This is a genomic window from Clostridium magnum DSM 2767 (assembly GCF_001623875.1).
Classification (GTDB): Bacteria; Bacillota; Clostridia; order Clostridiales; family Clostridiaceae; genus Clostridium_AM; species Clostridium_AM magnum.
Map to the genome: position 1 here is coordinate 69,953 of NZ_LWAE01000004.1, position 13,181 is coordinate 83,133.

At 32.2% G+C, this 13,181-nt stretch carries 12 protein-coding genes, 2 pseudogenes and 1 riboswitch; of the genes and pseudogenes, 3 read left to right on the plus strand and 11 right to left on the minus strand.

From position 1 onward, the window contains the following. Nucleotides 1-309: 309 nt before the first annotated feature. Nucleotides 310-513 (plus strand): hypothetical protein, encoded by a 204-nt coding sequence (locus CLMAG_RS30915; RefSeq protein ID WP_242873068.1) that lies wholly within the window; start codon nucleotides 310-312, stop codon nucleotides 511-513. Between the two features lie 71 nt (nucleotides 514-584). Here the strand turns inward: CLMAG_RS30915 and CLMAG_RS33815 are convergent. After that, a pseudogene (locus CLMAG_RS33815) lies at nucleotides 585-695 on the minus strand (excisionase); the annotation flags it as partial. 48 nt (nucleotides 696-743) lie between these two features. Here CLMAG_RS33815 and CLMAG_RS30920 point away from each other — a divergent pair. Then, nucleotides 744-1,175, plus strand: coding sequence for a sulfite exporter TauE/SafE family protein (locus CLMAG_RS30920; RefSeq protein ID WP_242873078.1), 432 nt, complete (start codon nucleotides 744-746; stop codon nucleotides 1,173-1,175). A 107-nt stretch (nucleotides 1,176-1,282) separates the two neighbouring features. On the opposite strand, the gene helD is transcribed toward CLMAG_RS30920, so the two are convergent. Then, complete coding sequence (gene helD, locus CLMAG_RS17170; RefSeq protein ID WP_066625326.1) at nucleotides 1,283-3,580, minus strand: RNA polymerase recycling motor HelD; 2,298 nt, start codon at nucleotides 3,578-3,580, stop codon at nucleotides 1,283-1,285. 160 nt (nucleotides 3,581-3,740) lie between these two features. Continuing rightward, a riboswitch (Fluoride riboswitch) is annotated at nucleotides 3,741-3,803 on the minus strand. A 130-nt stretch (nucleotides 3,804-3,933) separates the two neighbouring features. Next, on the minus strand, nucleotides 3,934-4,092 hold the full coding sequence (locus CLMAG_RS34765; protein WP_341420496.1) for a CrcB family protein: 159 nt from the start codon (nucleotides 4,090-4,092) through the stop codon (nucleotides 3,934-3,936). A 444-nt stretch (nucleotides 4,093-4,536) separates the two neighbouring features. Between CLMAG_RS34765 and CLMAG_RS35025 the strand changes: the two genes are divergently transcribed. Further along, on the plus strand, nucleotides 4,537-4,773 hold the full coding sequence (locus CLMAG_RS35025) for an iron-sulfur cluster assembly scaffold protein (RefSeq protein ID WP_082831982.1): 237 nt from the start codon (nucleotides 4,537-4,539) through the stop codon (nucleotides 4,771-4,773). A 32-nt stretch (nucleotides 4,774-4,805) separates the two neighbouring features. Here CLMAG_RS35025 and CLMAG_RS17175 read toward each other — a convergent pair whose 3' ends face one another. From CLMAG_RS17175 to CLMAG_RS17210, 8 genes and pseudogenes are all read right to left on the minus strand, one after another. Next, the gene (locus CLMAG_RS17175; protein ID WP_066625330.1) at nucleotides 4,806-5,162 is read right to left on the minus strand and encodes a hypothetical protein; all 357 of its coding nucleotides are present in this window, start codon (nucleotides 5,160-5,162) and stop codon (nucleotides 4,806-4,808) included. Between the two features lie 289 nt (nucleotides 5,163-5,451). Then, nucleotides 5,452-6,138, minus strand: coding sequence for a HesA/MoeB/ThiF family protein (locus CLMAG_RS17180; RefSeq protein WP_066625334.1), 687 nt, complete (start codon nucleotides 6,136-6,138; stop codon nucleotides 5,452-5,454). 2 nt (nucleotides 6,139-6,140) lie between these two features. Then, nucleotides 6,141-6,365: a MoaD/ThiS family protein gene (locus CLMAG_RS17185; protein ID WP_066625338.1), complete on the minus strand. Its 225-nt coding sequence runs from the start codon at nucleotides 6,363-6,365 to the stop codon at nucleotides 6,141-6,143. Between the two features lie 15 nt (nucleotides 6,366-6,380). Next, on the minus strand, nucleotides 6,381-8,204 hold the full coding sequence (locus CLMAG_RS17190) for an aldehyde ferredoxin oxidoreductase family protein (protein WP_066625341.1): 1,824 nt from the start codon (nucleotides 8,202-8,204) through the stop codon (nucleotides 6,381-6,383). 149 nt (nucleotides 8,205-8,353) lie between these two features. Then, nucleotides 8,354-9,379, minus strand: a pseudogene (locus CLMAG_RS17195) (sigma-54 interaction domain-containing protein); the annotation flags it as partial. Between the two features lie 23 nt (nucleotides 9,380-9,402). Beyond that, on the minus strand, nucleotides 9,403-9,834 hold the full coding sequence (locus tag CLMAG_RS17200; RefSeq protein ID WP_066625348.1) for an MOSC domain-containing protein: 432 nt from the start codon (nucleotides 9,832-9,834) through the stop codon (nucleotides 9,403-9,405). A 185-nt stretch (nucleotides 9,835-10,019) separates the two neighbouring features. Then, the gene (locus CLMAG_RS17205; protein WP_066626254.1) at nucleotides 10,020-11,927 is read right to left on the minus strand and encodes a molybdopterin biosynthesis protein; all 1,908 of its coding nucleotides are present in this window, start codon (nucleotides 11,925-11,927) and stop codon (nucleotides 10,020-10,022) included. 4 nt (nucleotides 11,928-11,931) lie between these two features. Continuing rightward, nucleotides 11,932-13,164 carry a molybdopterin molybdotransferase MoeA gene (locus CLMAG_RS17210; RefSeq protein ID WP_066625350.1) on the minus strand — a complete coding sequence of 411 codons (1,233 nt, stop codon included), beginning with the start codon at nucleotides 13,162-13,164 and terminating at the stop codon, nucleotides 11,932-11,934. Between the last annotated feature and the right edge of the window lie 17 nt (nucleotides 13,165-13,181).

A 13,181-nucleotide genomic window follows, 5' to 3' on the forward strand; every position in this document is an offset into this window, starting at 1 on the left:
TCTACAATATTATATTCTTCGACTGTCTTTGTCAATATTCGTTAAGCACTATCTTTAAATTGTTTACATAAATAAAGAAATCACTTAAAAATTGAATAAAAAAATTAAAAAAACAGTATTTTTTGAACAAGTGCTGTTAGACTATAATGAATATGCGGTATCACACCACCCCCAAATTAAAAATAAGATATTTTATAAAATTTATTGACATTGACATTGACATTGATATCTAGCTGTATTATTATAGATGATTATATAGTTATATAAATAGCTATATAATATATTTTATACGTTTTTATTTGTCCTTAAGTGAAAGAGGAATTATCGGAGTATTTCGTAAAATACGTTGATGTTGTAACTATCTCCATTGATGGATTATTTGATAAGTACGAAAAAATAAGAGGAATAAATTTAGCTTTAATTGTGAAAAACATAGGTATTCTTAATAAGGTGAAAAATAAGTTTTCCTCTAAAACATCACTTATAGATATACAATTCCACCTATGCTTTTAATAAATTCAAGCTTACTAGCGGATCCATTACCCTTAGAAAAAACATTAAGTAAAATCCTTTAATATTATTTTTTAAGTTTCAGCAATAACTTTACCAGTTTCAGTCAAATCATATCCTCCGATACCCTCAAGTTCCATTTTAAATTCTTCTGATCGAATAATTTCTATTAGCGCTTCAAAGGGTGTTTAGGAGGTCTTATTGGTTTAGGGGGAGCAGAATTCAGATTACCTATATTAGTAGGTATTTTTAAGTATTCTGCCCATAGATCTGTTGCTCTCAATTTAGCTGTCAGTCTTGTAACAATACTATCTTCACTATGCTTTAGATTACCTAAAACCAACGCAAACAGTATATTACCCTTATGGACATTAATACTTACTATGACATTAGGCTCCATATCGGGTTCATATATAGGAGCACACTTTTCAAAACGAATAACAGAAAACTCTTTAAAAAAAGTAATACTGACTCTTCTTGTAGCTATTGGGTTATTATTAATTATTGAAGGGCTTCATCCTATAACCTCTAGTGATAGACAATATAATCTTTCAATTTTATTTTTAATTCTTGCCATAACTCCAGGCCTTGGTATAGGATTTATAAGCAGTTTATTGGGGGTTGCAAATAATGTCCATATTATAACTCAATTAGCCAGTATCTAAAATCATTTTTACCTTCTAATCTTTAGTATATTCACTAATTTCAGTTCTTTTATTATTTAATAAAACAAAAATTATGAATGCTATAATCTCAGTTATAGCTGTAAAAGCTATAAAATTAATTCAGAAATTCTATCTCTATAAAATACATACTCCATATGAAGAGCTCTAGTTAGTATTACATATAGTAATCTTTTATCTAATTCTGAATTCCCATAATTATCAGCACTACAATTGTAAATTACACTACAGTCAAATTCCAATCCTTTAGTCATATAAGAAGGTATGATGATTCTATCAAATCCTATATTTTGATCTGTATCCATTATCATCTTCCAGTCGTATGAACTATTATTTTTAAGTAATTCTTCAATCTGTTCACATTCTTCAACGGTTTTTACTATAACAGCAATACTCTTTCTGTTAGCTTGTTCTACCTCTTGCACTATGTCATCAATTTTTCTACAGAATTCTAAGTCATTATCATATTTGATAATCTCAGGTACTTTCCCATGTCTTAATACTGGCTTAGCAGCCTTAAGGCTGTTCTTCTGTTTTTCAAGTACTTTATTACCAAATTCAACTATCTCAACAGTAGAACGATAACTTTGAGTTAACTGAACATACTCCATGTCACCTTTATACACTTCTTCCTTTAAACTTCTCCAATCACTAATACCCTTATAAAAATATATACTCTGGCCTACATCACCAACTATAGTAACCGAGTTATTAATAGATATACTTTTAAGAAGAGAAATTTGGAACATGCTGTAATCCTGAGCTTCATCTATAACTATGTGCTGAAACTTGCTTTGTTCTTCAATACCTTCCATTTTAAACTTTAAATAAAGCATAGGTGCTAAATCATCACTATCAATATCACCATTGCTAAAGTTAGTATTAATTTCTTCTTTCATATATTCAGATAATACTCCTGGTATCTTATTAGAGGTAACTTTTTCAAATGCTTCTTTATCGTTAAATAAATGTTTATATAACTCTTTAACATTGTCATATTTCCAGTTATCAAAGTATTCCTTAAGGACTTTTTTAGATTCTGCTTTCAATTCCTCTTTCTTTTTATCTCTTTGATCATATATTTCTATTATTTTAGCTCTTTTCTCTGCTTCATCTTTTGTTGAAGCTTTAATGTCAGATATAATAAAACCATATTGTTCGTCTATGATTTCATGGTTTTTAGATATTCTGTCCTCTAATTTTGCATTAAAATATCTTCTTATCTCATCTTTTCTTTTGCTAATAGGAAGATGTGAAAGATTTTTAATGAACAATTTTTTTATTTCCTTTTTATCGAATAATATGTAGTCAAACACCTTAATATCTTCATCATTTAAACCTGATATTTCTAAATACCTAACATACCTATCCATCATTGTTTTAAATATTACAGAGTTTTTTATTTTGCTACTGTTTGTAATAAATTTAACTTTATTAATATCTTTTTCTTCTATAACAGCTGCTAATTTTCTATCTTTAGTAATTACCCTATCCTCTAAGTTTAGAAACTCTAAAGCCATTTCATAAAAGGTCTTTTGTCTTACTCTATCAACTCCCAAATTAGGAAGTACTTCAGATATATAATCAAGGAACAACTTATTTGGCGCTATGACCAATATATCTTCTCCTGACAACCTGTTTTGATATTTATAAAGTAGATATGCTAGTCTATGCAGTGCAACTGTTGTCTTTCCTGATCCCGCTGAACCTTGAACTACAAGTGGCTTATTTTTTTCAGCTCTTATAATATCATTTTGCTCTTTTTGTATTGTTGCAACAATGTCTTTAAGTTTGTGGTTAACACTAGCTTCTAAATTTATTCTAAGGAATTCATCCATCAAGGAGCTTTCTTCAGATTCATCAGTACCTGATTTTAATATGATTTTATTTATTCCCTCATCAAAAGCATCAATTAAAGCATCTTCTTTTATTACAAATTTACGTTTTAAAGTAAGCTCTCCATTAATTATTCCTGAAGGTGCTTCGTAATAAGTGTCACCCTGCGTTCCGCTATAATATAGATCTGCAACAGGTGATCTCCAGTCTACTACTACTTCATCTCCTGTTTTTTCATCTATAAGACCAATTTTGCCTATATAGAAACTTTCCTTGTCCCTTCTGTATTCTCTGAAATCTATTCTTGCAAAATAAGGCTGCTCTTTAACTTCTTTATAGCTTTTTACTGTTTCCTTAGTCATTTCATATAATTTTATTGTAGCATCTAGTTCATAGCTGTACTTACCGCCGGTTTGTTTCTTTAATGCTGAAACCTTTTCCTGTAAGTTATTACCACTATTATCCATTTCCTCTATCTGTTTTTTTAACCACGAATCTGTTTCACTTAACTTTCTCTTTTCATAATTTAATTCACTGTTACTTATAGACATACCAGTACCTCCAAAATCTGCTTAATTCACTATAAAAACTAATTAACTCAATTTCTGCATATTATTTATTCTATATAATATTGATTATTTAATTATAAAAACTATTCTATCTTTAAAAATTATATTAAGAATATTTTTAAAACAAAAACTTCTACTATATCATATAGTAGAAGCCATCAATCCCAAAGGATATTTAAAGGCGAACTTCATCACCTAATTATTAAATTTATTCCCAATATCAGTATATAATGCACATGTAGTTTCGTCAATAAATTCCTTTTAATTATAATTAGAAACAATAAACTTACCGGCCACTACGCCTCCAAGACTTAAAAATAGATTCAAGCAAGTATTTAAATTAATTCCATTATAACCCCCATTATAAAACCTCCTAGTACATTGACTATTAATGCACCATAAGGAAGTTGAGCACCAAACCATTTTACTGAGTTTATAGATATTATATATCTTAAGGAAGCTCCAATAAACCCACCTATTCCTACATAAATAATTTTCTACATTTCTATCGTCACTTCATAAAAATAAAAGCCCCCTAAAGGACTTTTATTCGGGATGAGTTTTTTATAGAGAAAAAATTTGTGCTAATCTTTAATATAATATAAAATATTTTAGAAATTGACTATCTTAATTACATTATAGCAAATTATAGTCATATATACAATGTAAACTATTACAAAACATATTATTAATTTGTTATATTTTGCAACAATATGTAAGATTATTTATACTAAAAACTTAGCAGCTTTGTTCATGCCCTGTTAAGGGCTTGAACAAAGTGGACTCGCTTGAAAAGTATAAATGTTACTAAAGCCATGTCTTAATGTCCTTATTACTGCTAATACTGTAATTTTACAAAATATTAATTATATGGAGGTGCTGAACTATATAATGATACCGTACTTGATCACTTTGCTAATCCGGGAAATGTTAGTTAAATACCAGATGCTGATGGTACTGGACAATCTGGAAATCCAGTTAACGGAGATAAGATTAGGACTTACATTAAAGTTACTAATAAAACGCTTAGTGACGTTCGATTTAAAACCTTCGAATGTGCTACTGCTATAGCTGCCAATAGTATGTTAACAGTACTTGCTAGTGGTAAAATCTTAGAAGAAGCTATGAGTATAACCAATGTACAAATAATAAGCCTATCTTATATTTTTGTCTAATGTTATGCATAACTAAAAAATATGCAAATGTTTTAGATTAAACTAATATAAAATTCATTAGATTTTAAAATCCCCAAACCAAGTGATTGTAAATCACCATCTGTAATTAGATTAATATAAAAGTCATCACATCTTAACATACCTAAACCAAGGCAATGTAAATTCCTATCATCGATTCGATTAATATAAGATTCATCAGATTTTATGATACCTAAACCAAAATTCTGTAAATTACTATCAATAATTCGATTAATGTAATCTTCATCATGTTTTATCATACCTAAACCTAGATTGTGTAAGTCATAATCTATAATTAAACTAATATAAAAATCATCAAATTTTATGATACCCAAACCAAGATTCTGCAAATCTAACTTGTTAAACTTCATAATAGAAATGTCCTCCCGTATTTATTCTTAATTAATTATATATTGTGCATTAACTATGTCAACCTTTATCTTAAACATGCTTAACTCCTAGTTTTATTGACATTTCAGCCTTTAATAAGTTCTTTTCCAACGTAAGAAGTATGGTTCAGTTCAATTAACCATCCATTTTCTAAGAATAATCTAATAGATATTCAGACTTTCACCGACAAGTAAGCGTCGATGGGGCTACATTGCATAAAGAGGATGTTTCATTTAATCTTGAAACATCCTCTTAAAACTTTCTTTAAGTCTATACAATTGGAATTATATCGTATTCACTAGAAAGAAGGTCTATAAAAAGTATTTTTTTTCTCAAAAGCTCTCCTCTGCCTATTAAAATCTTTATTACCTCACTAACTTCAATTGATGCTGTCAAGGCTGGCGTGAAGGATGGATTTCCCATCTCTTGTTCAATTCCTTTTGATTCCTTTTTATCTTTATTATAAATCTTATTTAGAGTATCATCTTCCGGGAATATGGTAGTAACCTGACCATACCAACCTGCTATAGCCCCATGAACCATTGGTATATTTAGTTTCTTACAGCTCTCTTGAAGCATTAATCTCGCTGATATACTATCTAATGCATCTACTACCACATGGTGATCTTTTAAAATATCTAGAGAATTTTCTTCAGTAAGCATTTCCGGTACTACCTCTACTTTGATTAAAGGATTTACCTTTTCCATTCTGAGCTGTGCCTCTAGAGCTTTTCCTCGCCCTAGTGACTCATTGCTAGAAAGTATCTGCCGATTTAGATTAGATTCCACAAACACATCTCCATCTACTGCAGTAATACTTCCTACTCCAATTCTCCCCAACATTTCAATAATATAGCCACCAAGTCCTCCGCAGCCTACAACGCAAACTTTAAACTCCTTTAACTTGTCATTTTCTTCTTTTGACAATGTTTTCATATTCCTGCTATAGCGTTCCATCTTTAGCCGCCTCCTACTGGGGGAAACAATGACAACACATCATTATCCTTTAAAATAGTGTCCAGTTTGCCATCTCTTCCATTAATAAGAAGTATAGCCACTTCTTCTTCATCTATTTTAAGCATATTAACAATATCTCTTGGAGTTGTATCTTCATTTAAATCTAAAAAATACTTTTTCTCTCTTCCATCTCTAAATGTTGCAAACAGCCTTACTTCAAGCTTCATACTGTCCTCCCGTGTTTAGATTGTTCCAATATACTCGTCCAATCCAAGCTTCTTTAAAGTTTCTTCTGTAGGAATACCCTTAGCGTCCCATCCTCTTACTGAGTAATATTGAGGTAAAAGTACATCTAATTTATGAACATTTCCTTTTGATGGTCCATCTACAACTGGGTCCTCAAGTAATCTCTTTGGAAGAGTATCTTGTGAACTATCTATGCCTGCCTTTAAGTTAAATATTTTTTCTAAAGTCCATACTCTGTCTCCAGCTTCCATTATAGAGTTTACATCATGTAAGTCTCCACCAACTACTGCGTTGTACATATCAACATAATCCTGTGCACCAAGACCAAATGTTGTGAAAATACATAATCCAAGAGAATCTATAACTGCTGTTAAGTCATGGAATACTCTAGCATATGCTGCTTTTCCTTCTAATGCAAATCTATCAAGTTTTTCTGGATATCCAAGTATTTCAGGGCTTATCATATATCCTTTAATATGGCAGCCTCCTCTATTGTTAACAGCATAAGTTATACCATGTCCTTGTGCTCCTCTTGGATCGTATGCTGGAAGCTCTTGCTTTTTAACAGTCATTGAATACTCAGGTACGCCATAGGAGTCACAAAGTCTATATGAACCATCTGACATCTTAGCTCCGAATCCTTCTTTAAGTCCCATTTTCTTTACCCATTCAACCATGGACTTAGCGTCTCCCCAATTAAGTGATAATCCATCTCCAGCTATTTCGTCATCCTTAATGTATCCTCTTTGATAAAGCTCCATAGCAGCTGCAATTGTACATCCTGCAGAGATTGTATCTAATCCATATTCATTACATAACATATTAGCTGTATTTACAGCATTTAAATCATATACACCACAATCAGATCCAAATGACCATAATGTTTCGTATTCTGGTCCTCCACATTCAGTTCCATCATCAAGTTTTACCCATCTTCCACAAGCAATTGGACATCTATAACAAGGATTTTTTCTAACTAGGCAATCCTTAGTCATAGTTTCTCCACTAATCTTATCTGCTTCAGGTGTATAAGATTCCTGGAAGTTCTTTACTGGATGTATACCATTTTCGTTTATGATATTAACCAATACAGCTGTTCCATATGTTGGAAGTCCGCCTCCTGCTACAGGGTCTTTTCTTAAGATATTTGTCTTTTCAAGTGATACAGCTTTTACTTTATCTTCATCAAATAATTGTACTTTTCCACTACCCTTTACAACTATAGCCTTTAAATTTTTGGAACCCATAACAGCTCCAACACCGCCACGACCTGCTGTTCTGTCAACCTCATTCATAACAGCTGCCATAAATGATAAATTTTCTCCAGCTGGTCCTATACATAAAACTTTAGCTTTTGCGTCAGTTTCACCTTGAAGAGTTTTTGTAGTTTCTTCTACTAGCTTTCCCCAAACCTTTGAAGCATCTCTAAATTCTACTTTATCATCTACTATGTTCACATAAACTTCCTTATCTGATTTACCTTCAACGATTATCATATCGTATCCAGCCATTTTTAATTCTGCACCCCATTTTCCACCTGAGTTTGCAATAGCAATAGCTCCTGTTAATGGTGATTTAGTAACTACCATAAATCTTCCACTCGTTGGAACAGGTGCTCCTGTAAGTGGTCCTGCTGCTACAATAAATTTGTTATCAGGTGATAATGGATCTACTTTTGGATCTACTTCATTAAGTAAAGTTTTTACACCTAATCCTCTTGCCCCTATAAACTTTTTAGCCTCATCAATTTTTAACTGTTCTATTGCATAAGTTTTGTTAGTTAAGTTAAGTCTTAATACTTTACCATTGTATCCATACATAATTGAAACCCCCTATAAATCATTAATTTTTTTAATATTTTAAATACTTTTTATATTATATATAGCATGAATCATGCCAATGACTATAACCTAGTGTTTTTGAGGGTAATTAAAAAAAATATAAAAATTGTTCGGTTTCAACACACTTTTCAATGAATTTTTTGTTCCATTTTAGCGCAATGTTCCAACTCGGAACACTCTATATGATATTTATCCATCTTCCTATATAAAGTGTTTCTCCCAATTCCCATTGCTTTAGCTGACAAGCTTATATTTCCACTAAAGCTTTTAAGGACCTTTATAATATGATTTTTTTCTACATCGTCAAGTTTCATACTTTCAAATCTTACAGGGCTTTCAAAAGTTTTATTTTTACTGGTTTGCGGTGTTTTATATGTGTTAAATATATCCTCTGGAATTCTTTCCGTATTTACTATAAGCTCAATAACATTTTCCAATTCCCTTATATTCCCTGGCCATTCGTATTCTAAAAAATTATTCATGACAATCTTATCAATTTGAAACTTCTTCTTATTTAGTTTTTTACTTATTCTAGTCATATAATAATCCACTAAAATAGGAATATCTTCTTTTCTATCTCTTAGCGGTGGGAGACAAATAGGAAGCACATTAAGTCTATAAAACAAGTCTTTTCTGAAGTTCCCATCTTTTACCTCCTCTTTTAAGTCTTTATTTGTAGCCGCTATAATTCTAACATTTACAGGAATCTGTTTAGAACCTCCAACTCTACTTATAACACCTTCTTCTATAACTCTCAAAAGTCTTACCTGAGTCTCTAAAGACATTTCTCCTATTTCATCTAAAAAAATAGTTCCACCATCAGCCATTTCAAATTTACCAGCATTTCCACCTTTTTTTGCTCCTGTAAAAGCACCTTCCTCGTACCCGAGTAACTCTGCTTCAATAAGATTTGATGGTATAGCACCACAATTTACTGCAATAAAAGCCTCATTTCTTCTACTACTCCAATTGTGTATAGCCTGTGCAAAAACTTCTTTACCTGTACCACTTTCACCGGTTATTAACACAGTAGATGTACTATCAGATATTTTTTTAGCATATTCTATTATGTTTACAAAACCTTCATTTTTTCCTATTATCTTCTCAAAGGTGTATATAGCGCGGCCGCTGGATATCTTTTCTGCTAATTTTCTATACATTTTCTCTTCAGGATTTTTCATATTACTTCAACTTCGTCTCCTTCTTTAATCCATCCAGCCTTTAGTACTTCAACAAATATACTTTGTCTTGGAAGTATACAATCACCTACTGAGTTTCTTATTTCACAGCCTTTATGACATTGCTTTCCAACTTGGGTAACCGCTAGAACAACTTCTCCAATTTTAATTTTTGCACCAATACACAACTCATAGAGAACTATACCTTCAGTAGTAAGATTTCCAGTAAATTTATCTGTACATAATCCCTTTATTCCTGATTGTTTCATCTTATCGATACTTTCCTGTGCAAGCAAACTTACCTGTCTGTGGCCGTTTCCTGCATGGACATCTCCTAACAGACCATGATTTACTTCAAAATATCCCCTTTCAATAGGCTTCTTTGCAACGCCTTTTTTCTCACTTATATTTACTGCTAAAACACTAGCCATTATAACCTCCCCTTTCAAGTGAGCTGAAACTTGAATCAGATGATCTTTGTCTACGAACCAGATAAAGTTTACCTGTTAAATATCTTTAGGCATCCCTCTATACTTTATATAATTTTTTCTTTTAAAATTTTTTTGCTTTCTCTAAATTATATGCGAAAGACTTACCAAGTATAAAAATTCATTCTCTAAATATATACTATTTCACATATATCTGAATAATCATAGCCTCCAAGTTTATCAAGTTCTTTTAAAAATTCACTGCTTTTCATAACCTGGAATAATTCTTTGATCATATCAAGTTCTAAATACTCTACAGGTACTGCAAAATCATATTCTTCATTACATACTGGAATAAAATCAAGTCCCATCATATCTGCTGCAGAATATACGCCAAGTCCACAATCTACATCACCGCTAGCTACTGCTGCTGCCACTGAAAGATGGGTAATTTCTTCCCTCTCATATCCATTAATTCGTTCTGGTGAAATATCAAGCTTTCTCAAGTAATAGTCTAAAAGTAATCTTGTACCAGCTCCCCTTTGTCTATTTACAAAGCGTGCATTTTTTGCAGGAATATCCGAAATGCTTTTAAGTGATAAAGGATTTCCTTTCTGTACTATAAGACCTTGAATTCTCTTTACTCCCTTTACCAACGCAATCTTCTTATCCTTCAAATATCTGTTAATATAGGAAATGTTATATTCTCCACTTTCCATATCTAATAAGTGAATTGGTGCTATATGGGTTTCCTCATTCTTAAGGGCCATTATCCCTCCCATACTTCCTGTGTGAGCTGAAGATAAATAATAATGATTACTTTTTACATGAAGCATATCTGCTAATATATCCAATACTGGATCATGGCTGCCTATGCACACAATAGTATTTTTTATTTCCTCCATGTCTCTCATAAGGTTTATTTCCACTTTAGTTCCTGCTTCAATGCCTTCTACATTTTGAGGAACTTCTAATGTTCCATCCGCTCTAACTAGTGACATCGTAGCACCTGCACCTCTTGACAATGGTGTAGCAATAACCTTATTTCCTACATATCCAAGCTTCATCCTTACAAATTCTAAATACTTTAAGGAAGACATAATTCTTCTTGATAAAATTGCCTCTACCCTCTGCGGCTCTTTCAATTTTAATCCTTGGTAACCTTCTATCACTTTTTTAAGAACTTTCTCCATTATAAAATAAGCAGAAACAGGATATCCAGGTATACCAAGAACAGGCTTGTTATCAATCTGTCCCATAATAGTAGGTTTTCCTGGCTTTATAGCAATACCATGTATGTAAACTGTCCCCAAATCAGCAATTAAATCACTTGTAAAGTCTTCTCTTCCAGCGGAAGAACCAGCATTGATTATAACAATATCGCACTCTGAAACAGCTCTTTTTAAAGTTTCCTTTAAAACTTCATAGTCATCTTTCACTATACCGTATCTTTTTGGTATTCCTCCATATTCAATAACCTGCCCACTAAACACTCTTGAATTAAAATCAATTATGTCTCCAACTTTAAGATCGCTTCCTGGCTCCACTAGTTCAGTACCTGTTGGTATAATACCTACTAAAGGTTTTTTATAGACTTCAATAGTATTTACTCCTCCTGCTAGCATAGCACCTATATCTACAGGTCTTACAGCATGACCTGATGGAATAATAAGTTGATTTTCCACAATATCTTCACCTAAGGGACGTATGTTTTGCCAAGGAGCTGCACTTTTATATATTTGAATTTTATTTTGGTCTATGTTAACTATATCTTCCACCATTATTACGCAATCGTATTCTCTTAGAACTGGATCACCTGTGTCTACTACTATATAATCTTTTCCTTCTTCTAATATAACAGGACGCTTTTCAGATGCTCCTATAGTTTTTGAACTATGAAGAGCAATTCCATCCATAGCAGAACAGTTGTAAAAAGGCGAAGAAATTTTTGAATAAACTGCCTCTGCAGTAACCCTGCCTAAGCTTTCTTCTGTATTTATTATTTCTTTATTAAGAAATACAGAACCTATTTTCTCTAAGTATTTATTCAATGCTTCTTTAAATTCATAATTTGATAAATATACTTTCTGTGCCATAATATCACCTCTGAAATTTATAAACATATACCTTTTGATCTTTAAGAACTCCTTCTACGTTCTTATCAATCTTCACATAACCCCAAGCCTTAGTAAATCCACTAATAGCAGCAGACTTAGTTAAAACAGGTATAGCTATATATTCTCCCTCTATATTTTCGATAGTAACTGGAAGATACTCTTCTCTTCCTTTAGCTTTATGATAGTTAGTGCTGAATTTGCAGGGAATAGGATATTCCACTTCTTCAACCTTCAGCATTCTCTGTAAAAGATACCTAACTAGTACTCTATATACTACCGCACAGGACAAAGGATGCCCTGGTAATCCAAATATAGGTTTGTCTTTCACTTTTCCCACTATAGTAGGCTTTCCTGGTTTTATAGATATTCCGTGAAGAAGTATACCTGGGTCGCCAAGTACATCAATAATTTTTGCAGTTTGATCCTTCTTTCCTACTGAACTCCCCCCAGATATAAGAACTACATCACATTCTTCAATAGCCTTTCTTGCAGTTTCTAGTAGATTTTCATAGTCATCCTTTATAACCCCATAGAATATTGGCTCTCCACCGTCTTCAATTACAGAAGAATAAAGAAGATATGAGTTTATGTCTCTAATTTGTCCTGGCTGCGGATATTCTTCTGGTGATACAATTTCATCTCCAGTAGAGATTATTCCTACCTTTGGTTTGCAAACCACTGGCACTTTGATAATTCCTAAACTTGACAGCATACTTATACTATAAGGTTTAAGCAGTGTTCCTGCTTTAAGCACAGCTTCTCCTAATTCCACATCCTCATCTTCATCCAATACATTTTCTCCAGAAGAAACTGGTTTATTAACAAGTATAGTAGAATCATCCATTTTATCAGTGTATTCTATCATCACTACACTGTCAGCTCCCTCAGGCAGCATTCCTCCAGTTGGTATATACATGCATTCTCCTGGAAATTTCAATGCTTTAGAGGGCATTTTGCCCATTGTAACCTCTCCCTTTAGCTCCATCATAGAAGGTATGCTTTCACTAGCTCCTTGTACATCCTTACACTTTACTGCGTACCCATCCACAACAGATCTTTTAAAGCCAGGAATATTTAATGACGAAACAATATCCTCGTATAGTATTCTGTCATTACATTCCTTTAGATTTATTAATTCTTTTTCTAAATTTAGAAAAAAATTAGAGTTAATTATGTCTTTTACTTCTTCAATTGATAACACTTTATAAAAGTCCATACTTTAGCGCCTCCTAT

What these genes read in the sequence shown, in the direction of transcription:
- helD (WP_066625326.1), bottom strand. Translation starts at nt 3,580, where the DNA reads ATGTCTATAAGTAACAGTGAATTAAATTATGAAAAGAGAAAGTTAAGT.
- CLMAG_RS17185 (WP_066625338.1), bottom strand. Translation starts at nt 6,365, where the DNA reads ATGAAGCTTGAAGTAAGGCTGTTTGCAACATTTAGAGATGGAAGAGAG.
- CLMAG_RS17180 (WP_066625334.1), bottom strand. Translation starts at nt 6,138, where the DNA reads ATGGAACGCTATAGCAGGAATATGAAAACATTGTCAAAAGAAGAAAAT.
- CLMAG_RS17200 (WP_066625348.1), bottom strand. Translation starts at nt 9,834, where the DNA reads ATGGCTAGTGTTTTAGCAGTAAATATAAGTGAGAAAAAAGGCGTTGCA.
- CLMAG_RS17190 (WP_066625341.1), bottom strand. Translation starts at nt 8,204, where the DNA reads ATGTATGGATACAATGGTAAAGTATTAAGACTTAACTTAACTAACAAA.
- CLMAG_RS17210 (WP_066625350.1), bottom strand. Translation starts at nt 13,164, where the DNA reads ATGGACTTTTATAAAGTGTTATCAATTGAAGAAGTAAAAGACATAATT.
- CLMAG_RS17205 (WP_066626254.1), bottom strand. Translation starts at nt 11,927, where the DNA reads ATGGCACAGAAAGTATATTTATCAAATTATGAATTTAAAGAAGCATTG.
- CLMAG_RS17175 (WP_066625330.1), bottom strand. Translation starts at nt 5,162, where the DNA reads ATGAAGTTTAACAAGTTAGATTTGCAGAATCTTGGTTTGGGTATCATA.